A 25682-nucleotide genomic window follows, 5' to 3' on the forward strand; every position below is an offset into this window, starting at 1 on the left:
CGCTCAACGCCACCACCCCGCCCGACGCCGCCTTCGACGCCGCCTTCTCCTCCGAATGATTCGTCCCGGCGGGCGGCGGCCGGCCGCCGCCCGCCGGAACCGACCCCCCGTAAGCAGCATCCCCACCGTCCCGGCAACCGATCGGGGAGAGGAGACAGATGAGAACCGGAGTATGGCTGATCGGAGCACGAGGATCGGTCGCGGTCACCAGCATGCTCGGGGCGTCGGCGGTGCGGGCGGGCCTGGCCGAGCCGACCGGATGCGTCCTGGAGTCGCCCGAGCTGCGCAGCGACGCCCTCCCCGGCATAGGGGAGCTGGTCTTCGGCGGCCATGACATCTCCTCCGTTCCCCTGGTCAAGAAGGCCGCCGCGCTGGCCGAGGCGGGAATCGTCCCGGCCCGGCTCGCCGGGGCCGTACATGACGCGCTGCTCGACATCGAGCAGGACGTGCTGCCCCTGCCGGTCCGCGAGACCCAGGCCGAGGTGGCGGACGCCATCGGCGCCGACCTGGACCGTTTCCGCCGGCGGCACCACCTGGACCGCGTCGTCGTGATCAACGTCTCGACCACGGAACCGGCGCCGCGACCGCATCCCGCCCACGCCGATCTCGACGCGCTGCGGGCCGCGCTGGACGGTCCGGAGCCCGTCCTGCCGCCCAGCGCCCTGGCCGCCTACGCCGCCCTGGGAGCAGGCTGCCCGTACGTCGACTTCACGCCCTCCACCGGCGCCCGCCTGCCCGCCCTCGACGCCCTGGCGCGCAGGCAGAACCTCCCGTACGCGGGCCACGACGGCAAAACCGGTGAGACGCTCGTCAAGTCGGTGCTCGCCCCGATGTTCGCCCTGCGCAACCTGAAGGTGCGCACCTGGTCCGGCATCAACCTGCTGGGAGGCGGCGACGGCGCGAACCTCGCCGAGCCGGCGGCCAACGCGGCCAAGTCCGCCAGCAAACAGCGCGTGCTGAACGAGACGCTCGGGTACGCCCCGCAGGGTGACACCCGGATCGACTTCGTCGAGGACCTCGACGACTTCAAGACCGCCTGGGACCTGATCTCCTTCGAGGGTTTCCTTGGGACCCGCATGCGCATGGAGTTCACCTGGCACGGCTGCGACTCGGCGCTGGCCGCGCCGTTGATCCTGGACCTGGCACGGCTGACGGCGGCCGCCCACCGGGCCGGGCGCACGGGTCCGCTCACCGAACTGGCCTTCTTCTTCAAGGACCCCCTCGGAGAGGTGCCCCACGCGCTGGCCGAGCAGTGGCGGGTGCTGCGGGCCGCCGTCGACGCCCTCGGCCCGCGGGGGACGGCGCGCACGTCCTGACCGGCCTGCCGACGATGCGCCCGCCGGCGAGCACGACCCCGGTCTGCTCGTCCGTAGGGCACGTGCCCTGCACCCACCGGGCGCGGAGATGGCCTTGCTCAGCCAGCTGACGTGGGTCACAGCACCCGGAGCGAGGAGATCAAGCGGTCGACGTCCGGAAGGTAGTCGTGCGCAGGATCGGCCGTCATGGCGGCAGCGATCGGCCCTGCCGCCGGCGCATCTGTGCCGGGGTTTCAGCCTTCCTCGTCGTCCCCGCGCCGGCGGAGCACTCGTCCGGCGATCCCGCTGGAGAACTTGCCCGTCACCGATTTGGCTCGATCGATGGTCTCGCTACCGAGGCGCCTGGCGGCATCCACGCCCTCTGCTCCCGTCTCGAGCACCTTGTCCCTCGCCTCCGCGGCCGCGTCCACCCATCGTCTCGCGTCCATTGACTGTCGACCGCGCTCGGTCCCGAGCCGCTTGTGGAAGTCGACAACGGCGATCACGACCTGGTTGCTCGCATGCACAACGGCCGGGGACGCGGTCGGGTGCAGCAGCACCTTCGTGTTGGCCGTGCCGACAGCCGCGATGACGCGGGCCATCAGACGCTCGGTGCTCTGCGAGATGAGTTCCATCCGGTTCTGCCGGGCAGTCCGAAGTGCGAGGCGATGCCGGTCCAGCTCATCCGGAGACGCATCCAGCACGCGGTCGAGTTCGAGCACGGCGATCGCGTCATGCAGTTGGAAGCAACGAGCCAGAACGGCGAGCCACTCGCGGACGGTGAACTCTGCGTCCTTGGACGCCTTGGCGAGATCACCGATCGTGGTCTTGTCCTCCAACTTCTCGGCCAGCGCGTCCAGTTGACGCAACGCGTAGGCCTGGGTCCGCGCGATCGTCATCGACGTCGCCTGCGCCTTCGACCACGTGATCTCGGAGACCCGGCCCACCTGCTCTCGGACGGTCATGGCCTCCTCGATGACGAAACCCGCTCCGATCATGTCCGCCAACACCGCGTCCTTCTGGGCGCGGAGCACGTCGTCGACCTTCTCGTCGATCGCGGCGAGATAGTCGGTGATCCCCCAGCGACCCGAGTTGGCGGCGATTTCACAGCGCTCTCCCATATGGTGCGGCTTACCGGCCGAGTAGATCGGGACTCTCTTCCACGACTGAAGCAGCTCCTTCGTGGCCCCGAAGTAGGGGGAGCGGCAGAAAACTGCGCGGCTGACATATGGATTCGACAACTGGCGGGCCGAGAATCCTCCATCGCTCACGCAGCACGCGTAACCCACGCAAATGTCCGCGGCCGGGCGCTCGTCCGGGATCGGCGCCGGCTCGATGCCGGCGGCAGCGCGGCTGGGCCACCCCGGCGTGCGACGCCGGCGGGGTTGATCGCGAACACGGCGGCGGCGATGCTGTGGGCGTGGAGTACGTGTCCAGAGTGCCGCGACCGCCGCTGGACGGGCTGATCGACGACCTTTACTACCTGGAGGGTGCGCCGCCGTACGCCCGGCTGACGCTGCCGCCGATGCCGGCGGCGTTGCTCATCGTCAACCTCGGGCCGCCGTTCCGCATCCGCGCCGGCACCGACATCGAGACGGCCGAGTACGCCGACGGCTGCGTGGTCACCACGCCCACCCGCGCGTTGGAGTTCGGCTACCCACTCCGGACCCGGTCCGTCGGCGTGCACTTCAAGCCGTGGGGGCTGGCGCCGTTCCTGCCGATGCCCGCGGCCGAGCTGTGCGACCGGCCGGTGACGGTAGAGCAGGTGTGGGGCCGGCCCGCCATTGCTGGGCTGCGAGACCGGCTGGCCACGGCGGACGGACCGCCCGAGATGCTGACGCTGCTGGAGGAGGAGCTGATGCGACGGCTGTGCGGGACCGCCGGCCTGGGGCTGGTCCGCCATACGAGCAGCGTCATCGCGGCGACCAGCGGGGCGGTGGCGATCGGCGACCTGAGCGTGGCAGCCGGTGTCAGCAGCACTCATCTGGCGCAGCGGTTCAAGGAGCTCATCGGCGTCACGCCGAAGCGGCTGGCCCGCACCTACCGCTTCGCCGCCACCGTGTTCGCGATCAACCCCGCCGGACCGATCGACTGGGGCGACCTCGCCGGTGGCGCAGGCTACTTCGACCAGGCCCACTTCGGCCACGAGTTCCGGGCGTTCACCGGGCTCACGCCGACCCGGTACGTCGAAGTCCGGCGGCGGTTCCTGCGCGAACATCCCGGCCACGCGCTGGACGGCTGGCCGCTGCCGGCCGATTGATTTCTTACAAGAGCGGCAGCTCACGACACGCTAATTTGAGGGCACCCCAAAGCAGAGGAGAGCCCCGTAGGCAAGGTCGTCATGTACAGCTCTGTATCGGTGGACGGCTTCGTCGCGGACGAGAATGACCAGCCCGGACCGCTGTTCGACTGGTTGTCCAGCGGTGACGTGCCGTTGGACGAGAGCGGCGAGCTGAAGGTGTCGCAGACGTCCTACGACTACACCCGGACGTACTGGGACCAGATCGCAGTCACGATCGTCGGCCGCCACGTCTTCGACCTGACGGACGGCTGGGGCGGAAAGCCGCCGAGCGGGATCGACCACGTGGTCGTCGTGACGCACCGGCCGCAGCCCGAGGGCTGGGACCCCGAGGCGCCGTTTCACTTCGTCGGCGGCGTCGAGGCAGCCGTGGCCAAGGCGCAGGAGCTCGCGGGTGACCGCTTGGTCGAGGTCGCCGCCGGCGACGTCGGTGGCCAGGTGCTTGCCGCGGGTCTGGTCGACGAGGTGCGCATGGGCGTCGTACCCGTCGTGTTCGGGTCCGGCAATTGCTACTTCGGGTCGGTCCACGCGCAGCACCTGTTGGAGGATCCTGACGTGGTGATTCAGGGCAACCGGGTGCTTCACCTGCGCTATCGGGTGCGCCGTTGACCGACCACGACCAGGCCGAGCCCATCCAGGCGGAAGAACGTGGGCAGGTCAGGGCAGTGCGAGCCACCGTCCAACCAGCGGCTGCGCCCTCAACTGTGAAGAGCCGCGAAACTCCGTGATGCGGTTCGAAGACCCCTCGTACGTCCGCTGCGATGCCCGTGTGCGAAGTGCGGAGCGGCGGGGCGACGGAGGATGCTGTGCGGCGAGCACGCCGCACAGCGGGAAACAGTCTGTCACGGATCGCGGCGCCGGCGGGGCCGCGAGTCGCTACCGGCTCCTCGGTCTCGGCTTGAAATAGTGCGCGACCATGTAGGCGGTGACCTGCGCGCCGATCTTCGCGCCCTGCACGTCTGCCGTTCGGGTGTGGATGCCGCCCCAGATGCGGGCCTCGACGACCTCGGCGAGGGCCTGGGAGAAACCGCGGAAATACCTGGTGGTGCCCGAGTCGGCGCTGTAGCCGCTGAAGGGGATGTCATCCCGGCCGAAGAAGTGCCTCAACGCCGACATGCTCGCCGCGGTGAAACACGTGTGCCCGGACGTGTAGTCGGGGTGCGGTGGCGTGACGAGCAACGGCGTCCATTCGGGGTCGGCGGCCGTCTCCGGGTTGCCGTCCGTGTCGGCCAGCCGGATCGCGGTGACCGGCCGCCAGAAGTTCCACGCCGCCTTCTCGTTGTAGCAGGCGATCGTGGCATCGGCTTCGGCCAGGCCGACCATGGCGAACATCCGCGCCGTCTGGAGGGTGTTCAGTCGCTGCCGCGTCGCGAGCTGACGCTTGATCTCCCATTCGGCCAGATGCCGGTCGTGCCACCAGATCGCGGCCTGCGTCTGGTCGGCCGTCCTGACCGTGCTGGTCGCCGAGCCGATCGCCTTGACCTCGTTGAAGTCCCGGGCGTACCGGCGGCTGGTGAGCGCCGGCGGGCCGGACGTGCGGAACATGGACGCGCTGGGGATGAGGAACGGCTTGAGGTGGCCGACCCATGCTCCGTCGGAGGCGAACGTGGGCGGCGTCGGCCGCCACTGACCGGGCTCGGTGCCCACGGGCCAGGTCTGGTCGCCGAACGCTCCGTCGTCCCGTCGCGCCGCGATCATCGCATCGGCCGCCTGAGTGCCCACGGTGATTCCGCGCTGTTTCGCGGCGCCGTCGGGTATCGCGCCCAGCGACTCGTCGTACTGGGTCTTCAACCTCGTCTGCTGGTCGGGGAACAGCGCTTGCAGCACCAGGTAACCCGCGGTCGCGACCGCCGCGTCCGTCGATTCGGTGCCATTTGCGGCCGGTGCGACGAGGTACGGCTGGTAGGGAGCACCGGCGATCGCGTTCACCGCGTCATAGACCGCTCCGTGCACCATCGCGAAGCTGCGAGCCTGGACCTGCGGCTGCTGACGGGCGATGTCCCAGATCGCGGTCTGAGCGTTGCGGTCCCAGTCGATGACGGCGTTGGCGGAGGAGTCCGAATCGCGCGCGTATGCGGGGGACGAGCCGAGGACGATCGGCGATCCGGCGGCGATGACTCCGGCGACGGCCGCCCAGACGACTGCGGGTCGCAGAGCGCCTGCCCGGAATGCTGCAAATGGGCTGAACATGAACGCAAACTACTATGCCGATAAAAAACGGCACAGCGGCCAATACGCCGGAAAATCGATATCGGCCCAACCGGAATGAGCTCCCTCTCGTACCGCCGGATCGCGATCAGATTCACGGAGAGCGTGAAACGCATCGACATGGAACGGTTCCCGGGTGTCCGGGGCTCACCTCAGGACCGGGGAGCCGCACCGCGTGGCCCTGGCGCGGGCCGCCAGCCGAGCTCGGGCCCCAGCCTCGAGGCGATGTCGGTGAGGATCTGCACGTAGTCCTCGTGGTCGAAGGTGAACGGCAGCGCGAACGCGACCTCGTCGATCTCCCGGAAGGCGGCGTGCGCGTACAGCCGTTCGGCGATTTCGGCGGAGCTGCCGACGAGGTCGGGCGCGAACATCATGCGGGCCGGTCCCTGCGGCGTGGCGGTGCGGGGCGCGCGCGTGTCGGCGTACTCCTTGTACTTGGCCCGCTGCTCCGGCGTGGCCGTGTCCGTGGGGATGACGACCAGGCCCTGCGAGACGCGGGCCCTTTGACCGTCGGGGTGGTGAGCACGGAACTCCCGTATGTGGGAGAGCTGGATCTCGGCGAAGTCCTCCGACTCCTCCGCCTTGACGACGCTGCTGGTCAGGAAGTTCATGCCGTGTTCGCCCGCCCACCGGGCCGAGCGGAGGCTGCCGCCGCCGTACCACATGCGGGCGCCCAGGCCGGGCGAGTGAGGCTGGACCCGGTCGGAGAAGACCTCGAACCCCTCGGCGCCCCTGAAGCCGGTGACCGGCTCGCCGCGTACGAAGGACAGCAGCCGGCGCACCCGTTCGTGACTGAAGTCCTCCAGGCCGGCGGTGCCGGGGTGGAGCGCGTCCTTGACCTGGTCGTAGTGGAGCGGCGGCCCGACGCTGACGCCCGGGTTGAGCCGGCCCCCGGACAGGACGTCCACCGTGGCGAGGTCTTCGGCGAGCCGCAGCGGGTTCTCCCAGCCGAGGGGGATGACCGCCGTCCCCAGTTCGATGCGGGTGGTGCGCTGGGAGGCCGCCGCCAGGACCGCGACCGGGGAGGAGATGCCGTACTGCAGATGGCGGTGCCGCACCCACGCGCTGTCGAAGCCGAGTCGCTCGCCCAGCTCGATGAGCTGCAGCGTCGACTCGTGTCCCGGGCGCGGGTCGTCCCCGTCGAACAGCCCGATGGTCAGGAAACCCAGCTTGCGCAGTGGGTGCGTGGGCAGCGGCACGATGGTTCCTCCTTCTCCTTGCTTGAAGCCAACGAGGAATGACGGGAATTGATTGCCGGGAATTGATTGCCGGGAATCAGCGGGTCCGCAGCACCAGTTCGCCGATCTCGGGAAGTACGGCGTCCGCGACCGAGACCTTCTCCTGGATCAGCCCGTTGGCGTGGAAGAGGTCGGCGGCGTGCTGCTGCTCGGTGACGAACTCCTCGCTGACCGGGTGCAGCCCCCAGGGGCGGGTGCGCAGCGCGTGCTCCCAGGCGTCGAGGTCTCCGTCGAACAGGGCGGCCGCCTCGCGCGGGTGCTCCGCGGTCCAGCGGTCGGCCTCCTGGAGCGCGCTGACGATCCTCGCCAGCTCGTCGGGCCGCTCCCGCGCGAAGTCGCGGCGGGTGAACCAGAGCGAGCGGTGGCTGAACAGGCCGTCGGTCTCCACGAGAGTCCTCGTGCGCGACTCGACCGGCGTCAGATACGGGTAGGAGCCCACCCAGGCGTCCACGTCGCCGTTCACCAGCAGCTCGGCCGCGTTGCCGTAGGCGTCCACGGGGACGATGTCGCCCCACCCGAGCCCGGCGCGCTCCAGGGCCAGCAGCAGCAGCGTGGTCTGCCACGAGCCGTGCCCGAGTGCCACCCGCCTGCCCTTCAGCTCCGCCACGGAGCCGATCGGCGAATCGTCCCGCACGACCAGGCGGCCGTTCTCGACACGCGGCTCCGAGATCGCCACGTACACGATGTCGTGCCCCTTCGCCTGGGCGGTGACCGGGGGAGTGGAGCCGGTGCCGATGAAGTCGTACCCGCCGTCGAACAGATGGTCGCCGTGCGCGGACGGGAGCGCCCTGGTGGGATCGACCGGTGCGCCCCGGCCCAGCGCGTTCAGGTCCACCCACTCCACGCCGGGCAGCAGGTCGCGGTGGCGGGCCACCCACAAGGTGTTGTTCTGCGGGAAGAAGCCGACTCGGGTGGTCATGAGGTGCGTCCTTTCAGTAGCGGCAGTACATGGCGGCCCACGCGGCGGGCCTCTTCGAGATGGGGGATCCCGGCCAGGATGAATGCGTCCACGCCGAGGTCCAGGAGCTGGTCGAGACGTTCGGCGACCTGGTGGTAGTCGCCGACCAGGCCGAAGGCGGGGCCGTCGCGCAACTGGCCGAACCCACCCCACACGTTGGGGGCGACCTCCAGGGTGCGGGGATCGTCACCGGCCTCGGCGAGGAAGGAGCGGCTGCGCCGCACGCCGACGGAGTCGCCCCCGCCGGAGTCGCCGCCGCGCGGCCTGGCCTCCCAGCCCTGCCGGATCTCCTCCCACGCCTCCTCCTCGCTTTCGCGGGCCAGCACGTCCACGCGCACGGCGAACCGGGGCGGCGTGGCGCTGTGCGCGCGTACGGCGTCGAACTTCTCCGCCAGCGCGTCGAAGGGCTCCAGCCACGACAGGTAGTAGTCGGCGTGCCGGCCGGCGGCGTCGATGGCGGCGGGGGAGGAGCCGGAGAAGAAGATCTCCGGAAACGGCTGCCCGGCCAGCTCCTCCGGCAGCCCCGCGTCCTCCACCTGGTAGAAGCGGCCGTGATGGGTGTGCCCGCCCTGCCAGACGCCCTTGAGCACGTCGAGGAACTCCGAGGTCCGCGCGTAGCGGTCGTCGTGGTCCACCTTGTCGCCCCACCAGAGCTGCGCGGGACCACCGCCGCCGGAGATGACGTTGTAGACGATCCGGCCGCCGGTCGCCCGTTGCAGGGTGGCCGTCATCCGGGCCGCCTGCACCGGGTGCAGGAACCCGGGCTGGAAGGCCACCATGAAGCGGTACGACGTGGTCTCTCGGGCCAGCGTCGCGGCCGCGGCCCACGGGTCGTCGGTGTGCGGGAAGTTCGGCAGCAGCCCGCCGACGAAGCCGGACTCCTCGGCCGCCCGCGCGACCTCGGCCATGTAGTCGGCGTGCGTGTAGCCGTCGTCCCGGCCGTCCCGGACGCCTGGGGCGGTGCCGCCGGGAGCGAATCCGCCCCGGCTGCGGACCCTGCGGCGCAGCGACGGCTGGTCGCCCTCCATGTGGATGCGCCAGTAGATGTCAACCGGCAACGGTGCGCTCCTTCACGTGCTCGCCGAGGCGGTAGACGTCCTCGGTCTGGAGGAAGAACTCGGTGACGCCCCGACCGGCGTACTCCTCCACGCGGTCCAGCGAGGCCAGGTGGACGCCGTAGCGCAGGCCCGGCAGCTCGGGGACGAGGGCGTCCACGTCGTCGCCCTCGGCGAAGACGTGGACGTCCGCGTGCCGCCGCGACAGGGCGAGGGCCTCGGCGGAGGTGCCGGAGAGCTGCACCTCGGGGAAGGGCGGCGCGGACAGCGGCGGGCCGAAGCCGCCCGCGGCGACCTCGTAGAAGTCGCCGCGGAACTCGAACGGGCCGCCCTGCCAGACGCCCTTGGCGACGGTCAGGAACTCGTCGGCACGGGCATAGCGGTCGGAGCCGGTCAGGAAGTCGCCCTGCGCCCTGGCCGCGGCCTGGTCCAGGTCCACCGTCAGCCGCCAGCCCAGCCGACCGGCGGCGAAGCGCTGCAGCGAAGCCGAGAGCTTGGCCGCGTAGACGGGGGTGGCGGCCGCGGTGTGGAACCCGGCGACCACGCGCAGGTGCCGGGTGCGGCGCAGGACGTTTGCGGCGACGGTCAGGGACTCCTGCCCGCCGGGGTCGAACGGCACCAGCGCCCCCGCCAGTCCCGCCAGGTCCGCGGCCACGGCGGTCCGTCCGGCCGGATCGGTGAGGGCGGGCCGCACGTCGGTGACGAACGCGGGCAGTCCCGGCGCGGCGGTGCTCCTGGTGGGGACGACGATGTGGAAGCGGGTCTCGGTATGGGCCGTGCCGCGGCGGGTCATCATGCCACCGCCGCCACGGGCACCTCTTCGAGCAGGGCGTCGGCCGCCCTCACCAGGCGTGCGGCCCGCGCCGGCTCCGGATGCGCGATCAGGCGGCCGGTGCGGGAACCGGCCGAAGGACTGCCGGAGATGAACAGGACGGTCATGTCAGATCTTTCCTAGGAGTTCGGCGGAAACGGGCGGCGTCCTGACCGGGCGTGCCGACTGCCCCGTCTCTTCGAGGAACGTGGGCGGCGGCACGTGGTACGGCGGCCGCGCCGTCGCGGGCAGGGGCGACGGCCCTCGCTCTCGGGCGGCGAACTCCTGCCGGACCGCCGCCAGCGTGTCGGGCTGCTCCACCAGCGTGACGGCCGCGGAGGCCAGGTAACGGGCGGCGGCCAGCAGCCCGGCGTGCGCGATCGCGGTGCCGGTCGAGGCCGTGGCCGCCCACGAGTGCAGCGGCACGCCGATCGGAACCGTCGCCGCGGTCAGGCTGAGGTGCGGCGCCGTCCAGCTCACCTCCGACGTGTCGCTGGACGGCCCGCCCAGGTCAGGCTCGGCGGGCGGGCGCAGGGGCAGGATCCCTGCCGCCAGTCCGGAGCCCGGTCTGCCGATCGCCTCCTGCAGCCGCACCGCGAACTCGTGGTCGGCGTCGGTGAAGGCGGGCGGACCGAGCTCGCTCATCGTGTGGTGCAGCAGCTCCGCGCCCGCCCGGTTGCCGAGCCCCTCCCTGATCGCCGTCACCAGCCGGTGCTCGAGCCGGGTCTGGCTGGCGACGGCGGCGGCCGCGGCGCAGGCCACGACCTTGTCGTAGAGGGTCTTGGCCCGCTCGTGGGTGGCTTCGCGGACGTAGACCCACAACGTCTGCAGGTCGGGAGTGACGTTGGGGGCGCCGCCGCCGCCGACGGCGTAGCCGATCCGGCCCGACGGGGAGACGTTGCCCGCGCGCAGCCGCTCGATCATGCCGGTCAGCAGGAGCACCCCGTCCAGGCCGCTGCGGGTGCCCAGCGGGTTCGAGCCGTGGCCGGGCGAGCCGAGGAAGGAGAACGTGGCCGAGTACAGCGCGCTGGTGACCCCCCATCCCGTCCCGGTGACGGGAGCGGGATGCCAGTCGAGGAAGACGTCGAGGCCGTCGTACGCGCCGTCGCGCACCGCGTACGCCTTGCCGACGAGCTGCTCCTCGCCCGTGGAGGCGAACACCTTGATCGTCGCCCGGCCGCGCAGGGCCCTGGCGGCGGCGATGGCCGCGCCGGTCGACGCCGCCGCCAGGGCGTTGTGGCCGCACCCGTGGCCGTGACCGTACGCGGGGGCGTACTCGTCGCCCTCGAACGCGATGGGCTCGTGACGAGGGACGCCCGCGCGCTGGGACAGGCCGGGCAGCGCGTCGTACTCGACGTTGAAGCCGAGCACGGGGCCGCTGTCACCGGACGTGGCGACGAAGGCCGCCGGCAGACCGGCGGGGCCCCACGAGATCGTGAAGCCGTGCGCACGCAGCAACTCGGCGGTGGCCAGCGCGGAGCGCCACTCGCGCAGCGACGGCTCGGCGTAGGCCCAGATGCGGTCCGCGAGCCCGGTCAGCACGGGCGCGTTCTCGTCGATCCACGTGGTCGCCACGGCGCCCGGTGCCCGGCTCGCAGGCCGGACCGGCGTGGTCGCCGCCCCCGGTGCGCGGCGCGCGGGCGGGGTCGGCGCGGTCACCGTGCCACCTCCTCGCGCGGCGTGCCCGCGTAGGCGTCCACGCCGAGGTCGGCGAGGAGGCGGCGGCGCAGCTCGACGAAGACGGGGTCGGTCCTGTCGCGCGGACGGTCGAGGCCGACCTGCAGGTCCGTGACGAACCTGCCCTCGCGCAGAACCGCGATCCGGTCGGCGAGCAGGATCGCCTCCTCGACGTCGTGCGTGACCAGCACCACGGCCGGGCGGTGCCGGGCGCACAACTCGGCGATCAGGTCCTGCATGTGCAGCCGGGTGAGCGCGTCGAGCGCGGCGAACGGCTCGTCGAGCAGGAGCAGCTCCGGCTCGCGTACCAGGGCCCTGGCCAGCGCCACCCGCTGGGCCTCGCCGCCGGAGAGCGTCGCGGGCCAGGCGGCGGCGTGCCGGCTCAGGCCCACCTCCGCCAGGGCCCCGAGCCCCTTCGCGCGGGCGGAGCGGCCCTGGCCGATGATGACGTTCGCGAGTGCGCGCTTGGAGGGGATGAGCCGCGGCTCCTGGAAGACGACGGTGCGCACCGGGGGCACGAGCACGGTTCCGCCGGTGGCGGCGTCCAGGCCGGCGAGGATGCGCAGCAGCGTGGTCTTCCCCGTGCCGCTCGCACCGAGCAGCGCGAGAAACTCGCCCCGGCGCACGTCCAGGTCCACCCCGTCGAGCACGGCCCGCTCGCCGAAGACCTTGCGCAGCCCTCTGGTCCGTACGGCGAGGCCCGCCGATTCTGCGCTCACCTCTGCGCTTTTCTCTGGGCTCATCGGATGCTCACCGCCTTGCGCCAGGGCATCGTCACCCGTTCGATCAGCCGTAGCGCCAGGTCGGCCAGCAGCCCGATCACCGCGTACAGCAGCACGCACAGCGCCAGGATGTCGGTCCGCAGGTAGTCGGTGGCCCGGGCCATCAGGTAGCCGAGCCCGGCCGTCACGTTGATCTCCTCGGCCGCGATCAGCGCGATCACGCTGAGCGTGGTGGCCAGGCGCAGCCCGGCGAAGACCGACGGCAGCGCCCCCGGAAGCACGACCTCGCGCGCGATCGCGAGCCGGCCGAGGCCGAACGACCGGGCCGCCTCGACGACCTTGCGGTCCACGTTGCGCACGCCGCTGGAGACGTTGACGTACATGGGGAAGGTGCAGGCCACGCCGATCAGCAGGATCTTGGAGGCCTCCTCGATCCCGAACCAGACGACGAACAGCGAGGTCAGCGCCAGGAAGGGGATGGCGCGCAGCGCCTGCATCGAGGAGTCCACGAGCTCCTCGCCGAGCCTGGTGAACCCGGAGACCACGCCGAGCAGCAGCCCGGTGGAGGCGCCCAGCACCAGGCCGAGACCGGCCCGGGTGACGGAGACGTGCAGCGCCTCGGGAAGCTGGCCGTCGGCCCACAGTTCGCCGAAGGTCTTGACGACGTCCTGGGGACCGGCGAGCACGTCCTTGGTGAGGGCGCCGGAGGCGGTGGCCGTGTACCAGGCCACCAGTAGCAGGACGGGGCCGACGGCCCGCAGCGCGAACGTCAGCGCGGGCGTGCGCCCGGCGGCACGGGGCGGGTTGGGGGCGACGAGCCCCCGCACTGCGGCCGTCATTGCTTCGCGTCCCCGAGCCTCGTCACGTCCACGACGTGCTGGGAGACGTCCAGCGGCGCGGTGAGCACCTTCTGGTCGAGGAAGAACTTCGCGACCTCCTGATATTTCGCGATCTCGGTGGCGGTGACCGCCTGGGCGGGCTTGCCCTTCTTCTGGATGTCCACCACCAGGTCCTTCTGCCTGCCCTGCACGGCCTGCGGGCCCGCCTGGGTGAAGACGTTGAGGTACGCCGCCGGATCGGCGATCTCCTTCGCGCTGCCCTCCTTGATGAATTCGAACAGGGCCTTGACCACCTCGGGATGCTCGTCGAGCAGCTTGTTGGCGGCCACGTAGATCACGTAGTTGTCCGACTTGATGGCCTCGCCGTCGGCCAGGATCCGGGCGTCCAGGTCGGTGACGGCGGGGACGAGGAAGGTGGAGAACGTCGACCAGGCGTCCACCTTGCCCGAGCCGAAGACCGGTGCGGTCTGCGGCGGGCTCAGGTAGACGCGCTTGACCTTGTCCACCGGTACGTTGAACGTCTGCAGCGCCTTGAGCAGCAGGTATTCGCTGGTGCCGCCGTGCCCGACGGCCACGCTGTGCCCTGCCAGGTCCGCGACCGACTTGATCGGCGAGCCGTTCTTGACCACGATCCCCTCGCCGGCGAGGTCGGGCGGCACCGTGGCGAAGATCTTGAAGCTGGGCTTGACGGCCAGCGCGGTGACGCCGGAGGTGATCGAACCGGTCGCGATGTCGAGCGAACCGGCGTTGATGGCCTGGGCGGCGGGGGCGAAGACGGAGAAGTCGCCGGCCCACTTGACCTTGGCGTTGACCTTGGCCAGGGCGGCGTCCAGGCTGCCGTCCTTCTTCGCGGCGGCCAGGAAACCGCTGTTGCCCGGGTCCGAGATCCGGACGACCACCTGCTCCTGGCTCGTGGTGGCGCCGGTGCCGCCACAGGCCGCGGCCAGGAGGACAAGAGGGACGGCGAGCAGCAGCTTACGCATGGGTGACTCCTTGGAGCGGGGTGTGGTCGGCCCAGGCCGCGACGTCCACGGGCGAGTCGAGGAAGCGGTGGCCGCGCAGGAAGTGCTCCTGCTCGGCCAGCAGGTCGAGGCGTTCGGGAGACAGGTCCAGGTGGAGCGAGGCGCCGGGGACGTAGGCGGCGGCCACGCCGGTCGCGCCCGCGCCGGTCTCGGCGCCGAGGATCCTGGCGACCTCCGCCGGGTGGTCGGCCGCCCAGTCGGCCGCCCGCAGCAGGACGCCGAGGAAACGGGTGACCACGTCGGGGTGGTCGTCGAGCAGGCGCTGGTGCACGGTGATCGGCCGCGGGGTGCCGTTGTTCACCCGCGCCCGCCGGTCCGGCACGGCGTCGAGGTCGATGCCGACCTCCGCGCCATGACGCAGGGCGGCTTCGACGGCGAGCGCGCCCTTGACATAGACCGCGTCCACCGTGCCGCCGGCCAGCGCGGCCAGCTCGGCCTCCCATTGGCCGCCGCCGGGCGCGGCCTCGACGTCCACCGGCTCGGCGTCGCCGAGGCCGAGCCCGGCCAGTCCCAGCGCCCCGTGGAAACCGCGCAGGGCCATGGCCCGCCAGAAATCGATCGCGATGCGGTGCCGGGGCACGGCCAGGCGCAGGCCCTTGAGCTGCGCGGGGTGCTCCAGGGCGCTGCCGGCGCGGACCAGGATGGCCTGCCGCTCCTCGATCCACGTGAGCCCGATCAGCCGGGTGGCCTCGCCGCGCGAGCGCGCCCAGAGCGCGGGCACGTTGCCGCCTTCGCGGAACAGACCGGTCAGGGCGTGGGTGTAGTGCGTCTCGCGAGGGACGCCTGGGTCGTCGTCCTGCAGGGACCGGACCTCGATCCCGTCGGCGGCGAACTCTCCGGCCAGCCAGCCCTGGTCGGCCGCGATCCCCGTCGCGGTGGGGACGGGACAGCGGGTGAACCAGATGGTGTCGAGTGCGGCTGTGGTCATGGAGGAGAGTTTGCTAGTAACTTGGTAGGAAATGCAAAGTTTGTCCCGCGATGCGGGAAGCATTCTCGGCACGACCGGCTCTCACCTGGTCCTGACTCTCCCTACTCGGAAGACGGAGTTTCCCGTATGGCAGCAGAAGGCGGCGTGCAGTCCGTGCGCAGGGCGATCGGCATGCTCGCCTGCTTCGGCGGCGGGGACGCCTCGCTCAGCCTGTCCGACCTCTCGCGCAGGATGGGGCTGTCCACCTCGACCACGCACCGCCTGGCCAGGACGCTGACCGTCGCGGGCTTCCTGGAGCAGGAGGCACGCACGGGCCGCTACCGGCTCGGACCGTCGATCACGGAGCTGGGGCAGCTCTCCTTCCATCGGCGCGGCTTGCACCGGATCACGCCCGAACTGGCCGAGCTGGCCCGGATCACCTCCGCGACCGTGGACCTGGCCGTCCGCAACGACAGGCACGCCGTCATCCTGAGCGGCGGCTCGCTCAACCCCGACAGCGGCATCGGCCTGCGCCGCCCGTTGCACTCCACCGCGCTGGGCAAGGTCCTGCTGGCCTGGGACCCGGAGGGCAGGGCGGACCTGGAGGCGCTCGGGCCCCTGCGGGCGCTGACCGGCCGCACGATCGTGGACCACGACGAGCTGCGTGACGAGCTGGACCGTGTGCGCGAGGCCGGGTACGCGCTCAACGACGGGGAGTCGGGCGACGGCATCCGCACGGTCGCGGTGCCGGTGCTCGACAGGCAGGGCCACGTGCGTTACGCGCTGGCCGTGCGCTCCACGCCCCTGGTCATGAGCGACGCGCGGATCGACTGGTTCGTCACGCACGCGCGGGCCTGCGCCCGCGCGCTGGAAGTGCTGCTGATCCCGCCCGCCGAGCGCCGGTTGCGCACCTCCGAGTGAGGCGGCCCCGCTGTCTCCTGGGGCGCCCGGCAGGTCTGCCACACATCCGGCCCGACCAGTTCCCCAGCCCACTCACCGCCTGCACATCAGTGACACGGCAGGCTGCGCGTTCCGCCCCTACTGATTGCGCACCGCTCCCTGCGACGGTCGATATACCGACGTCGTACCTCGACGACGGCATCCATCAGCACCACACCGGCTGCCCCAGAGAGGATCGAATTCCATGGACACGACCCCGGCGACGATGAGCGTGCAGCCCTCCAACCCCGCTCTCCGCAGGCGCGGCCTGCGGCGCCTCTTCACAGCAGGGCTCACCTCCGTCCTGTTGAGCGCTTCCATCGGGTTGACGTCCGCGTCTCCCGCGCACGCGGCAGGCGGGTGCGTCAACAAGTCCCAGAACGGCTGGACCATCCGCTTGTGCGCCAGCAAGGACTGGACGACCGTCTACTCGGACTTCTACATCCTGAGCAAGGGCCAGATGGGCAACGGCTGTTACCTGGAGGGCGTCTACAGGGTGGGATGGGGCCCCGACGGCTGGTACGGCTTCGGGAGTTGCCAGAACCTCGCCCTCAACACCCGGTACATCATCGGGACCACAACCGTCTTCGGCGGAGCGGACGTCACGACCAGAGTCCACGTCTTCGAGAGCGCGTATCCGTTCCGTGACTGGTTCGATCAGTCGGCCAGCTACACGGGGGTATGACACCGCACTCGTACTTCCGGAGCCGGCCGGCAGGAGCCGGGAACGGTCCCCAGCCTTTGGTTCGGCGCTCTTGGCGGCGATGGCCGATTCGTTGGGGGAACAGGGTCAGGTAAGCATGCCGCTCGATGCGGGCTGCAGATACGCCCGCAGCTCCTCCAACCCGACCAGGTGTCCAGCGGCAGGATGAACGGGTCGCCTGGGCGAGCGGTGCACGTCCGCCGGCATCGCGCAGTGGGCACGCCGTGTGCCGGCCTCCGAGGCCCGCGGCCTGGAGTTCGACGCAAGCGTCGTCGTCGGCCCGGAGGAGATCGTCGCGGCCCGCCCCAGCGGCGAGCGTGACCTGTACGTCGCCCTCACCCGTGCCACCAAGAGGCTGTGCATGATCGCCGTCCACCCCGCGTCACAGCATGTCTCATGACCCGCTCGTGAGTTCCGGCGCCGGCCGGATTTCGCCGCTCTCGATGTTCGTGAAAGGCACGACGATAAGCTTTCCGATCAGCAGGGCGTCCGCGTCAGCCATCGCTCAGGGGCCGCTCTGACGGGCGGAACGCGGGTCGGAGGGATCGGCTGCGTCGCGGCGGGAAATTTCTCCGGGGCCGTGTCGATCCGCGGGCCGTTCGTTCGACGTGTGGGTGTGAGGGCCGAGAGGCGGCCCCGCCGGACGAGGAGAACGCGATGTCGAAGTACCTGCTGATCATGCGAGGCACCGACGAGTCGAACGCGGCCATGATGGCCGACATCGACGCGATGATGGCCACGACCCGCCAGTTCATCGAGGAGATGGTCAAGGCCGGCGTTCTCCTCGCGGCGGAAGGGCTGGACGATCCGGGCCAGGGCGTCGTGGTCGACTTCAGCGGCGAGGCCCCGGTGGTCACGGACGGGCCGTACGGCGAGACCAAGGAACTGTTCGGGGGCTTCTTCCTGGTCGACGTCGCCTCGAAGGAGGAGGCGGTCGAGTGGGCCAAGCGGGTCCCGGCGGCCCCCGGGGCCAAGATCGAGGTCCGGCGGGTGCCCGGGAGCGACGAGGTTCCGCAGGTCGGCAAGTGATCGGCAAGGACTGGCCCGGGCGCGAGAGCAAAGGCCGGAGCTGATGGGTCCGGCCGATGTCGAGGCCGTCTGGCGGATCGAGTCGGCGCGGATCGTCGCCGCGCTGACCCGGTTCACGGGCGATTTCGGGCTGGCAGAGGACGCGGCCCAGGAGGCGGTGGCCGAGGCGCTGGTGTCCTGGCCGCTCGCCCCTCCGGCCAATCCGGCCGGTTGGCTGATGGCCACGGCCCGGCGGCGGGCGATCGACGCGATCCGCCGCCGGACCGCCCTCCAGGACCGGTACGCCCTGCTGGCGGCCGACGTGGCGGTTGCCGGCTCGGGGGTTGACGAAGACGTCGATCCCGACAGGATCGACGACGACGTCTTGGCGCTGATGTTCGTCAGCTGCCATCCGGTGCTCTCCCGCGAGGCCCAGGTGGCGCTGACCCTGCGCGTGGTCGGCGGCCTGTCCAGCGAGGAGATCGCCCGCGCGTTCCTCGTGCCTGTGCCGACCGTGCAGGCCCGCATCACCCGGGGCAAGAAGACGATCGCGGCGGCCGGGGTGCCGTTCGAGCTGCCGCCTGCCGCCGAGCGCCGGGAGCGGCTGGGCGGCGTGCTCAGCGTCCTCTACGTGATCTTCACCGAGGGGTCGACGGCCACGTCGGGCGAGCGGCTGCTGCGCCCCGACGTCGCGTACGAGGCGATCCGGCTGGTCCGCACGCTGGCCGCGCTGCAGCCGGACGAGCCGGAGGTGCACGGCCTGCTGGCGTTGTGCGAGCTGACGGCCGCGCGTTTCCCGGCCCGGACCGGCCCGGACGGTTCGCCGGTCCTGCTGGAGGACCAGGACCGGCGGCGGTGGGACTTCTCGGCGATCCGCCGCGGGCTGGCCGCGCTGGCCAAGGCGTCGACTCGCGGCCTCGGCCCCTACGGCCTGCAGGCCGCGATCGCCGCCACCCACGCGTCGGCGCCCTCGGTCGAGGAGACCGACTGGGACCGGATCGTGGTGCTCTACGAGGCGCTCGGCCGGGTCGCGCCCTCGCCGGTGGTCGAGCTCAACCGGGCCGTCGCCGTCGCCATGGCCTCGGGCCCGGCGCAGGCCCTGGCCATCGTGGACGAGCTGGCCGCCTCGGACCGGCTCCCCGGTTCACACCTGGTTCCGACCGTACGCGGTGAGCTGCTGGCCCGACTCGGGCGGCGGCCGGAAGCGCGCGCCGAGCTGGAGCTGGCGGCCCGGCTGTGCACCAACCAGCGCGAACGCTCAGTGCTGCTGCGCAAGGCGGCCCGGCTGAGCTGACTTCCGCTACGCGTAGTCCGCGGGCGGCTGAACAACGCCGATCCCACCGGTATGCGGCGTCGGCACGTAGCCCTCCGAAGGAGTGGGAAGCGCATCGATGCAGGCCGGCGAGCAGGCGTTGACCAGGAGAGGAAGAGCGTCGGTGCCGACCCGCAGGGAGATCCAGACCTGGTAGAGACCGGCCTCGGCGATCGGCCGGTCGCAGACGCTGCAGGCCTGGATCATGTCGGTTCCCCACACCGCGGGGTCGAGGCCCATGAGATCGAGGTCCCGGGTTGACGCTCTGCCCGGCTGGAGCGGAGGGAACGGCGGCCGAATCTTGCGGTTGCCGTACAGCGAGCGCGTGCTGACCGTGCTGGCCTTCAACCGTCGGCACCGGGTCAGCTCATAGGGGAACCAGTGCAGGCGATGCGACGTGTAGGGGGTGAACTCCTGCACGTTGGTCATTGCGCCGATCTCCGGCGGGATCCGCAGCAGATTGCTGCCGTAGAGGACCAGATGCCTGACCTCGACGAGCTTGGCAATGGTCGGCGGCAGTGTGATGATCTGGCGCCGTTCGGCCGGACTGAGCTCGACAAGGGGCCGGAACACCTCCCGGCCGTCCGCCGCCGCTTCCTCGACGAGTTCGAGCAGGTGGTGCCATCCGGGAGACGCAGTGTCCTGGCGCTGTCCGTGGAAGCGCGGTCTGCGGATCGTCACCGCCCTCCCTCGCAAGAGCGGTGGTCGGTCCCGGTCGTGAAATCACCGATCTGTACGATGACCTGGCAAAGCTTCGAGAGACAGAGGAGTCCGATGTGCTGCTGGTCCGCCACGCCAAGCACATCGCCCGGCGTGCGATGAGCCTGCCCGACGGCCCGGCCGGCGTCCCGCGCGCTGCGACGCCGAAGCCGCCGGGGCGGGCATGAGGTTCGTCCACGCGACGCTGCCGCAGCGCGTCGTTTTCGCCCCCGGCGCCTCGGCGGGGGCGGTCGCCGAGGAGGTCTCCCTCCTCGGCGCCCACCGGGTCATGCTGATCGCCTCCGACCGCGCGGCCGCGCTCGCCGACCCGATCGCGGCGCGGCTGCCGGTCGTGCTGCGGCATGAGGAGGTCGTCATGCACGTCCCTGTCGAGGTGGCCGGACGGGCGCGGACGGCCGCCGCGGCAGCCGGGGCCGACGTCGTCGTCACCGTGGGCGGGGGGTCCACCACCGGTCTGGGCAAGGCCGTCGCCATGACGACCGGCCTGCCGGTCATCGCCGTCCCGACGACCTACGCCGGCTCCGAGGCGACCGACGTCTGGGGCCTGACCGAGGGCGGGACCAAGACCACCGGCGTCGACGACAGGGTGCTGCCGCGCTCGATCGTCTACGACGCCGAGCTGCTCACCTCGCTGCCCTCCGAGATGAGCGTCGCGTCCGGGCTGAACGCGCTGGCCCACTGCGTCGACTCGATGTGGGGACCGCGGGCGGACCCGATCGACCGGGCACTGGCGGGCGAGGGCATCCGCGCCCTGGCCGCCGGGCTGCCCGTCGTCGCCGCGGACGGCGGCGCGATCGAGGGCATCGAGCAGACGCTGTACGGCGCCTACCTCGCCGCGGTCGCGTTCGCGTCGGCCGGGTCGGGGTTGCACCACAAGATCTGTCATGTGCTCGGCGGCATGTTCGACCTGCCGCACGCGCAGACCCACGCCGTCGTGCTGCCGCACGTGCTGGCCTTCAACGCCCCGGGCGCGCCCGAGGCCGAGCGGCGCATCGCGGCGGCCTTCGGCGCCGCAACCGCCGTCGAGGGGCTGGCGGCGCTGCGGGCGGAGGTCGGCGCGCCGCGTGCGCTGAAGGACTACGGGATGCCCGAGGAAGGCATCACCAAGGCGGTCGCGCCGATCATGGCCGCCGTACCGGCCGGCAACCCGACCCCCGTGACCGAAGAGAACCTCACCGCGCTGTTGCGTACCGCGTGGGAAGGAGAGTGCCGATGAGCACCCACGTGAACCCGGGATCGGCCGAGGCCGGCACTCAGGGCCGCGTCCACCGTGAGATCCGTCCCGAGCAGGAGGCCGTCGAGGCCAGGCTCGTCGAGAACGTCGTCGCCTCCTTCGCCGGCTGCCCGGACCCGCGGCTGAAGGAGCTGATGGTCGCCCTGGTCGAGCACCTGCACGCTTTCATCCGCGAGGTGCGGCTGACCGAGCAGGAGTGGGGCGCCGCCATCGACTTCCTCACCAGGGCCGGGCACATCACCGACGACGTACGCCAGGAGTTCATCCTGCTGTCGGACACCCTCGGTGCCTCGATGCAGACCATCAACGTCAACAACGCGGCCTACAAGGACGCCACCGAGGCGACGGTCTTCGGCCCGTTCTTCGTCGAGGACGCCCCGCACGTCGAGCTCGGCGGCGACGTCGCCCACGGCGCACCGGGGGAGCCGTGCTGGGTCGAGGGCACGGTGACCGACACCGACGGCAACCCGCTCGCGGGTGCGCGCATCGAGGTCTGGGAGGCCGACGAGGCCGGCCTCTACGACGTGCAGTACGACGCGGCCAAGCGCTCCGCCCGCGGTCACCTGTTCTCGGCCGAGGACGGCGGCTACCGGTTCTGGGCGCTGACCCCGCGGCCGTACCCGATCCCGGACGACGGCCCGGTCGGACAGATGCTCACCGCGGTCGGCCGATCCCCGCTGCGGGCATCGCACCTGCACTTCATGGTCGGCCACGAGAACGCGCGCACGCTGGTGACGCACATCTTCCCCGAGGGCGACCCGATCGGCTGGAACGACTCCGTCTTCGGGGTCAAGGAGTCGCTGATCAAGAAATTCGAGCGGCAGCCGGCCGGCACTGCGACCCCTGACGGGCGGATGATCGAGGGCACCTGGAGCAAGGTGCGCTTCGACATCGTGCTCGCCCCGCCGGGCGTCTGACCGGCGTTCCTCGTCTCAAGACCCGTTCGGCCGCAGAGTGGAGCAGAGGTCGCGGCGACCGCGCAACCGATGACCTTGGTCCTCCGGGGCAGGACCCTTGCCCAGCGGTGCGGGCGCGTCGGCATCAGAAGGATAGAGGTGGCAATCCCGCCGGCCGAGCCCCACGAGGTGATCCAGATGACCGACTCCCCGACCGGAGCCGGCCCCGCCCGCCGACGTGCACGCCGCGATCGACACGCTGGTGACCGGCGCACTGAGGGCACTGACGGAGTACGAGTCCTTCACTCAGGAACGCCCTGCGAGGGTACGGGAAGGTCGACCAGGCCTTCGCCGACGCCGCCGACCGGGATCTGAAGGGCGTGCTGCGCTACAGCACCGACCCGATCGTGTTCCGCGACATCGTGGGCGACCCCGCCTCCTGCATGTTCGACTCCGCGCTCACCCAGGCGGACGGCGAGCTGGTGAAGATATTCGGCTGGTACGACAACGAGTGGGGCTACGCCAACCGGCAATTCGCCGGCGACGAAATGCTCGTTCCGGCCACAGTGAATTCAGTGCGGCGGCTTTAACGGTCGCCCCAAACAATGGACGAATCTTTCCGGCGAGAAATAGATTGCTTCCCGGGGGTCGACCGAAGAAGACCATTGCATGCATATCCGGAGCCCCCGGCTCTGCACAAACTGTGGGGGATGCCTGAGACGGCGCACAGCCGTGAGACGTGCCACCGACCTGCTCCGGAAGGTAGATCATGGACATTCGCGGCAAGACAGTCCTCGTCGCCGGCGCCACCTCCGGGCTCGGTTCGGGAGTCGCGCGACATTTCTCCGCTCGGGGCGCGAACGTCGTCATCGTCGGCCGGCGCGGCACGCTCGCCGCCCAGATCGCCGGCGATCTCGGCGAGAACGCCCTGGGGATCGGCGCCGACATCGGCGACGCCGAGGCGGTCGCCGCCGTGGTGGCCGCCACCCTGGACAGGTTCGGAACGATCGACATCAACGTCAACACCGCCGGCATCCTCGCCCCCGTCATCCTCGTCACCGACACCGGACGGCCCAGCGACTCGACCGTGCTGACCCGGCTCGTGAGCACCAATCTCATCGGCACCTTCAACGTCATGAGCCACGCGGCGGCCGTGATGCTGGGCAACACCCCTGACGAGGACGGGGAGCGGGGCGTCATCATCAACACCTCCTCCGTCGCCGCCCACGAGGGAACCACCGGACTGGTCGGATACGCCGCGACGAAGGCCGCCATCGAGGGCATGACGCTGCCCGCCGCCCGCGAGTTCGCCGGGCGGGGAATACGCGTCAACACCATCGTCCCCGGAGGCTTCGACACCCCCATGGTCGACGGCTATGCCGACGAGGACACGAAGGCGGAGGGGGTCAAACAGTTCCTCAATCCTCGTCGGCTCGGGACCCCGGACGAATTCGCGGCGTTCGCCGCTCACATCGTCGAGAACAGATATTTCAACGCCGCCAATTCCAGGCTCGACGCGGGTTTTCGAATGCCACCGTGACGACGCCGTACTCGCCGCCGCGTCCGCCCGGGTATCTCCGGCGCCGTGCGCTCTCCGGCTTCGGCATCGACGGCGACGAGGTGCCGGCCACCTGGAACACACCCGAGAGCGGGGAGTGCGAGGTGACCGACCTCTTCGTCTTCGCCGTGCAGGGGAGGCGGGTCAGGCCACGGTGCAGGGAACGCCGTTGAGGGTGAAGGCGGTCGGTTCGGCGGTGTTGCCGGTGTGGGTGGCCTGGAAGCCGATGTCGATGGTGGCGCCGGGGGCGATCGTGGCGTTGTAGCTGACGTTGCGGGCGCTCACCTGACCGCTGGAGGGCGAGTAGGTGGCGTTCCAGCCGGAGGTGATGGTCTGGCCGGAGGGCAGGGTGAAGCCCAGCGTCCAGCCGTCGATCGCCGAGGTGCCGGTGTTGGTGATGCTGATGCTTGCGGTGAAGCCGTTGTTCCAGGTGCTCATGGTGTAGGCGACCCGGGGCCCGGTCCCGGTGCCGCCACTGGGCGATGCGCTGGGCGAGGGGCTGGGCGACGGGGTGGGCGACAGGATGGGCGACGGGGAGGGCGAGGAGCCGCCGCTCAGACTGGTCACGAAGGTCGTCATGCTGCGCGCGGGAAGCGTGACGGTGAGGGAGCCGTTCGACATGCTGGTCGCCGCCTGGGGCGCGACGTTCCTGCTCGCGTCGGTGATCCAGGACGAGACGCTGGCCGAGGCGGCGTTCGCGATGGTGAACTGCTGGCTCACCGCCGAGGTCCCCTTGTTGATGGCGACGATGACGACGCTGTTCCCACTCCGGTAGGCCGAGACGTAGACGTTCGACGCGGGGTTCGCCGTCGCGTCGATCCGCACGTATCCGGGGCGGACGAACCTGGCGAACTGCGCCATGATGGCGCCGCGCTTGCTGATCTGGCCGTCCTCCCGCATCGGGCCGTAGCTGCGCCGGATGTACCACCAGACGTACGTCTGGAACTGGGCGTCCACCATGGCGTGGTGCATGTGCTCGCCCACGTCGAGCGCCTGCGGCCAGGTGTCCGCCGAGTCGGTGCTGTTGGGGTAGTAGACCTCGGTCATCCAGAGTTCTTTGCCCGCGCCCTTCTGCTGGAAGAGGGGGTAGGGGAAGTTCGAGTACGGCGTGCCGTAGAGGTGCGCCCCGATGATGTCCACGTTGGCGAGCGCCGTGGAGTCGTTGAGGATCGGGTCCGACATGCTCTTGATGTACTGGAAGGACTCGGGCGCGATGACCCTGGTGCCGATCGAGCCGGCGTTCTCCCGCAGGAACCGGACGATTTCGGTGGAGGTCCACCACGTCCAGTCCTGTGCGTAATCGGGCTCGTTCTGCACGGATATCGCGTACAGGTTCACCCCGTTGTTCCGCATGTAGGTGGTGAAGTCGTTCAGGTGCTGGGCGTAGGCGGCGTACGAGCTGTATTTGAGGCGTTTCGCGTTGGTCTGGCTGCCGCGGGTGAAGGTCTCGGTCATGCTGGCGGGGGGATTCCACGGCGAGGCGAAGACGATCGCTCCGAGCTCGACCGCGCGCTTCGCCGTCGCCAGGTCACGGCTCCAGTCCGACTGGCTCTCGCCGACGGGGATCCGCAGCACGGAGAACCCCAGCTTGCCGTCCCCGTTGCCGAACGCCGTGTCCCGCTGGGCGGCCGTAAGGTCGCCGGCCCAGGCCGCGTGGGTCATGCCGCCGAAGCCCCGGATCGTCTGCCGCTGCGCCGACGGATTGATGGTCGCGGTGGCCGCCGCGGCCTCCGTGGCCCCCAGGACCGACGTCGCGGCCGTGAGGACCGGCAGGGCCCCCATCGTCGCCAGGACGGATCTCCGGCTCAGCACTCTCCGCTCGCCGCTCGCGGGCACATTCTCATCCTGCGTCATGTCTCTCCTCTTGGCTTGTTGATGCCGATCCGCGCCTTCGCGCAGCGGTCGCTCACGGGGGAGCGGTCGCTCCAGGCACGGACAGCCGCACACCGTCCGGGGCCGCCGGGCCTCGAATGCTTCGAGGCCCGGCGACGGTGTCACAGGTAGAGCAGTCGTACGAGCGGAACGACGTCCAGGCCGCGCCGGTGAGTCCCGCGGTCCACCCGGGGCGGCCACGCTGGGGCCGCCCCGGTGAGGCGTGGTGTCACACGCGGGTCCACTTCTGGTTGTTCTGGCCGTTGCAGGACCAGATGATGACCTTGGTGCCGTTGGCGGTGCCGCCGCCGTTGACGTCCAGGCACTTGTTCGCGCCGACGGCGGTGATGCTCCCGTCGGAGTTGAGGCGCCACTTCTGGTTGTTCTGGCCGTTGCAGTCCCAGATGAT

General features: G+C 70.9%; 28 protein-coding genes. 13 read left to right on the forward strand and 15 right to left on the reverse strand.

The window, feature by feature from the left end:
- The first annotated feature begins 158 nt into the window (after positions 1–158).
- A complete protein-coding gene (locus ABZ860_RS41750) occupies positions 159–1316 on the forward strand; it encodes an inositol-3-phosphate synthase (RefSeq protein WP_357232020.1) in 1158 nt (385 codons plus the stop codon).
- Between the two features lie 233 nt (positions 1317–1549).
- Here ABZ860_RS41750 and ABZ860_RS41755 read toward each other — a convergent pair whose 3' ends face one another.
- Positions 1550–2416 (reverse strand): hypothetical protein, encoded by an 867-nt coding sequence (locus ABZ860_RS41755; protein ID WP_357232023.1) that lies wholly within the window; start codon positions 2414–2416, stop codon positions 1550–1552.
- A gap of 299 nt (positions 2417–2715) precedes the next feature.
- Between ABZ860_RS41755 and ABZ860_RS41760 the strand changes: the two genes are divergently transcribed.
- Both ABZ860_RS41760 and ABZ860_RS41765 read left to right on the forward strand, forming a co-directional pair.
- Positions 2716–3555 (forward strand): helix-turn-helix domain-containing protein, encoded by an 840-nt coding sequence (locus tag ABZ860_RS41760; protein ID WP_357232026.1) that lies wholly within the window; start codon positions 2716–2718, stop codon positions 3553–3555.
- 99 nt (positions 3556–3654) lie between these two features.
- Positions 3655–4203, forward strand: coding sequence for a dihydrofolate reductase (locus ABZ860_RS41765; protein ID WP_357232029.1), 549 nt, complete (start codon positions 3655–3657; stop codon positions 4201–4203).
- Positions 4204–4470: 267 nt separating this feature from the next.
- Here the strand turns inward: ABZ860_RS41765 and ABZ860_RS41770 are convergent, their stop codons facing one another.
- The 11 genes from ABZ860_RS41770 to ABZ860_RS41820 form a co-directional block, all read right to left on the reverse strand.
- Positions 4471–5784 (reverse strand): vanadium-dependent haloperoxidase, encoded by a 1314-nt coding sequence (locus ABZ860_RS41770; protein WP_357232032.1) that lies wholly within the window; start codon positions 5782–5784, stop codon positions 4471–4473.
- Between the two features lie 170 nt (positions 5785–5954).
- Positions 5955–7001, reverse strand: a complete 1047-nt coding sequence (locus ABZ860_RS41775; RefSeq protein WP_357232035.1) for an LLM class flavin-dependent oxidoreductase — start codon at positions 6999–7001, stop codon at positions 5955–5957.
- Positions 7002–7077: 76 nt separating this feature from the next.
- On the reverse strand, positions 7078–7959 hold the full coding sequence (locus tag ABZ860_RS41780) for an ABC transporter substrate-binding protein (protein WP_357232038.1): 882 nt from the start codon (positions 7957–7959) through the stop codon (positions 7078–7080).
- Positions 7956–9056 carry an LLM class flavin-dependent oxidoreductase gene (locus ABZ860_RS41785; RefSeq protein WP_357232041.1) on the reverse strand — a complete coding sequence of 367 codons (1101 nt, stop codon included), beginning with the start codon at positions 9054–9056 and terminating at the stop codon, positions 7956–7958. The genes ABZ860_RS41780 and ABZ860_RS41785 overlap by 4 nt, the downstream gene beginning before the upstream one ends.
- The gene (locus ABZ860_RS41790) at positions 9046–9849 is read right to left on the reverse strand and encodes an LLM class flavin-dependent oxidoreductase (RefSeq protein ID WP_357232044.1); all 804 of its coding nucleotides are present in this window, start codon (positions 9847–9849) and stop codon (positions 9046–9048) included. Before ABZ860_RS41790 ends, ABZ860_RS41785 begins: the two co-directional genes overlap by 11 nt.
- On the reverse strand, positions 9846–9992 hold the full coding sequence (locus ABZ860_RS41795; RefSeq protein ID WP_357232047.1) for a hypothetical protein: 147 nt from the start codon (positions 9990–9992) through the stop codon (positions 9846–9848). The genes ABZ860_RS41790 and ABZ860_RS41795 overlap by 4 nt, the downstream gene beginning before the upstream one ends.
- 1 nt (position 9993) lies before the next feature.
- On the reverse strand, positions 9994–11523 hold the full coding sequence (locus ABZ860_RS41800) for a hypothetical protein (protein ID WP_357232050.1): 1530 nt from the start codon (positions 11521–11523) through the stop codon (positions 9994–9996).
- Positions 11520–12284, reverse strand: coding sequence for an ABC transporter ATP-binding protein (locus tag ABZ860_RS41805; protein WP_357232053.1), 765 nt, complete (start codon positions 12282–12284; stop codon positions 11520–11522). The genes ABZ860_RS41800 and ABZ860_RS41805 overlap by 4 nt, the downstream gene beginning before the upstream one ends.
- Positions 12281–13102 (reverse strand): ABC transporter permease subunit, encoded by an 822-nt coding sequence (locus ABZ860_RS41810; protein WP_357232056.1) that lies wholly within the window; start codon positions 13100–13102, stop codon positions 12281–12283. Before ABZ860_RS41810 ends, ABZ860_RS41805 begins: the two co-directional genes overlap by 4 nt.
- On the reverse strand, positions 13099–14085 hold the full coding sequence (locus ABZ860_RS41815; protein WP_357232059.1) for an ABC transporter substrate-binding protein: 987 nt from the start codon (positions 14083–14085) through the stop codon (positions 13099–13101). The genes ABZ860_RS41810 and ABZ860_RS41815 overlap by 4 nt, the downstream gene beginning before the upstream one ends.
- Positions 14078–15052, reverse strand: a complete 975-nt coding sequence (locus ABZ860_RS41820; protein WP_357232062.1) for an ABC transporter substrate-binding protein — start codon at positions 15050–15052, stop codon at positions 14078–14080. Before ABZ860_RS41820 ends, ABZ860_RS41815 begins: the two co-directional genes overlap by 8 nt.
- A gap of 126 nt (positions 15053–15178) precedes the next feature.
- Here ABZ860_RS41820 and ABZ860_RS41825 point away from each other — a divergent pair, with 126 nt between their 5' ends.
- From ABZ860_RS41825 to ABZ860_RS41845, 5 genes are all read left to right on the forward strand, one after another.
- Positions 15179–15952: an IclR family transcriptional regulator gene (locus ABZ860_RS41825; protein ID WP_357232065.1), complete on the forward strand. Its 774-nt coding sequence runs from the start codon at positions 15179–15181 to the stop codon at positions 15950–15952.
- A gap of 223 nt (positions 15953–16175) precedes the next feature.
- Complete coding sequence (locus tag ABZ860_RS41830; RefSeq protein ID WP_357232068.1) at positions 16176–16655, forward strand: hypothetical protein; 480 nt, start codon at positions 16176–16178, stop codon at positions 16653–16655.
- A 244-nt stretch (positions 16656–16899) separates the two neighbouring features.
- Positions 16900–17073: a hypothetical protein gene (locus ABZ860_RS41835; protein WP_357232070.1), complete on the forward strand. Its 174-nt coding sequence runs from the start codon at positions 16900–16902 to the stop codon at positions 17071–17073.
- Between the two features lie 257 nt (positions 17074–17330).
- A complete protein-coding gene (locus ABZ860_RS41840) occupies positions 17331–17702 on the forward strand; it encodes a YciI family protein (protein ID WP_357232073.1) in 372 nt (123 codons plus the stop codon).
- Between the two features lie 43 nt (positions 17703–17745).
- Complete coding sequence (locus ABZ860_RS41845; protein ID WP_357232076.1) at positions 17746–18975, forward strand: DUF6596 domain-containing protein; 1230 nt, start codon at positions 17746–17748, stop codon at positions 18973–18975.
- A 6-nt stretch (positions 18976–18981) separates the two neighbouring features.
- Here the strand turns inward: ABZ860_RS41845 and ABZ860_RS41850 are convergent, their stop codons facing one another.
- On the reverse strand, positions 18982–19674 hold the full coding sequence (locus ABZ860_RS41850; protein WP_357232079.1) for a hypothetical protein: 693 nt from the start codon (positions 19672–19674) through the stop codon (positions 18982–18984).
- A gap of 202 nt (positions 19675–19876) precedes the next feature.
- On the opposite strand from ABZ860_RS41850, the gene ABZ860_RS41855 reads away from it, so the two are divergent.
- From ABZ860_RS41855 to ABZ860_RS41875, 5 genes are all read left to right on the forward strand, one after another.
- Positions 19877–20929, forward strand: coding sequence for a maleylacetate reductase (locus ABZ860_RS41855; RefSeq protein WP_357232082.1), 1053 nt, complete (start codon positions 19877–19879; stop codon positions 20927–20929).
- Positions 20926–21864 (forward strand): dioxygenase, encoded by a 939-nt coding sequence (locus ABZ860_RS41860; protein WP_357232085.1) that lies wholly within the window; start codon positions 20926–20928, stop codon positions 21862–21864. The genes ABZ860_RS41855 and ABZ860_RS41860 overlap by 4 nt, the downstream gene beginning before the upstream one ends.
- 359 nt (positions 21865–22223) lie before the next feature.
- A complete protein-coding gene (locus tag ABZ860_RS41865; RefSeq protein ID WP_357232088.1) occupies positions 22224–22433 on the forward strand; it encodes a hypothetical protein in 210 nt (69 codons plus the stop codon).
- 179 nt (positions 22434–22612) lie between these two features.
- Positions 22613–23383, forward strand: coding sequence for an SDR family NAD(P)-dependent oxidoreductase (locus ABZ860_RS41870; protein ID WP_357232091.1), 771 nt, complete (start codon positions 22613–22615; stop codon positions 23381–23383).
- A complete protein-coding gene (locus ABZ860_RS41875; RefSeq protein WP_357232094.1) occupies positions 23380–23574 on the forward strand; it encodes a hypothetical protein in 195 nt (64 codons plus the stop codon). Before ABZ860_RS41870 ends, ABZ860_RS41875 begins: the two co-directional genes overlap by 4 nt.
- Here the strand turns inward: ABZ860_RS41875 and ABZ860_RS41880 are convergent.
- Positions 23546–25255 carry a cellulose binding domain-containing protein gene (locus ABZ860_RS41880; RefSeq protein WP_357232096.1) on the reverse strand — a complete coding sequence of 570 codons (1710 nt, stop codon included), beginning with the start codon at positions 25253–25255 and terminating at the stop codon, positions 23546–23548. The two genes, ABZ860_RS41875 and ABZ860_RS41880, sit on opposite strands and share 29 nt — an antisense overlap.
- Positions 25256–25502: 247 nt before the next feature.
- Positions 25503–25682: ricin-type beta-trefoil lectin domain protein (locus ABZ860_RS41885; protein WP_357232099.1), on the reverse strand; the 180-nt coding region annotated here is incomplete at its 5' end.

Source organism: Microbispora sp. NPDC046973 (assembly GCF_040644495.1).
Lineage (GTDB): Bacteria > Actinomycetota > Actinomycetes > Streptosporangiales > Streptosporangiaceae > Microbispora.

Coding starts and splice junctions, on each gene's coding strand:
- ABZ860_RS41750 (WP_357232020.1), top strand. CDS start 159: ATGAGAACCGGAGTATGGCTGATCGGAGCACGAGGATCGGTCGCGGTC.
- ABZ860_RS41755 (WP_357232023.1), bottom strand. CDS start 2,416: ATGGGAGAGCGCTGTGAAATCGCCGCCAACTCGGGTCGCTGGGGGATC.
- ABZ860_RS41770 (WP_357232032.1), bottom strand. CDS start 5,784: ATGTTCAGCCCATTTGCAGCATTCCGGGCAGGCGCTCTGCGACCCGCA.
- ABZ860_RS41780 (WP_357232038.1), bottom strand. CDS start 7,959: ATGACCACCCGAGTCGGCTTCTTCCCGCAGAACAACACCTTGTGGGTG.
- ABZ860_RS41790 (WP_357232044.1), bottom strand. CDS start 9,849: ATGATGACCCGCCGCGGCACGGCCCATACCGAGACCCGCTTCCACATC.
- ABZ860_RS41795 (WP_357232047.1), bottom strand. CDS start 9,992: ATGACCGTCCTGTTCATCTCCGGCAGTCCTTCGGCCGGTTCCCGCACC.
- ABZ860_RS41805 (WP_357232053.1), bottom strand. CDS start 12,284: ATGAGCCCAGAGAAAAGCGCAGAGGTGAGCGCAGAATCGGCGGGCCTC.
- ABZ860_RS41810 (WP_357232056.1), bottom strand. CDS start 13,102: ATGACGGCCGCAGTGCGGGGGCTCGTCGCCCCCAACCCGCCCCGTGCC.
- ABZ860_RS41815 (WP_357232059.1), bottom strand. CDS start 14,085: ATGCGTAAGCTGCTGCTCGCCGTCCCTCTTGTCCTCCTGGCCGCGGCC.
- ABZ860_RS41820 (WP_357232062.1), bottom strand. CDS start 15,052: ATGACCACAGCCGCACTCGACACCATCTGGTTCACCCGCTGTCCCGTC.
- ABZ860_RS41825 (WP_357232065.1), top strand. CDS start 15,179: ATGGCAGCAGAAGGCGGCGTGCAGTCCGTGCGCAGGGCGATCGGCATG.
- ABZ860_RS41830 (WP_357232068.1), top strand. CDS start 16,176: ATGGACACGACCCCGGCGACGATGAGCGTGCAGCCCTCCAACCCCGCT.
- ABZ860_RS41840 (WP_357232073.1), top strand. CDS start 17,331: ATGTCGAAGTACCTGCTGATCATGCGAGGCACCGACGAGTCGAACGCG.
- ABZ860_RS41845 (WP_357232076.1), top strand. CDS start 17,746: ATGGGTCCGGCCGATGTCGAGGCCGTCTGGCGGATCGAGTCGGCGCGG.
- ABZ860_RS41855 (WP_357232082.1), top strand. CDS start 19,877: ATGAGGTTCGTCCACGCGACGCTGCCGCAGCGCGTCGTTTTCGCCCCC.
- ABZ860_RS41860 (WP_357232085.1), top strand. CDS start 20,926: ATGAGCACCCACGTGAACCCGGGATCGGCCGAGGCCGGCACTCAGGGC.
- ABZ860_RS41870 (WP_357232091.1), top strand. CDS start 22,613: ATGGACATTCGCGGCAAGACAGTCCTCGTCGCCGGCGCCACCTCCGGG.
- ABZ860_RS41880 (WP_357232096.1), bottom strand. CDS start 25,255: ATGACGCAGGATGAGAATGTGCCCGCGAGCGGCGAGCGGAGAGTGCTG.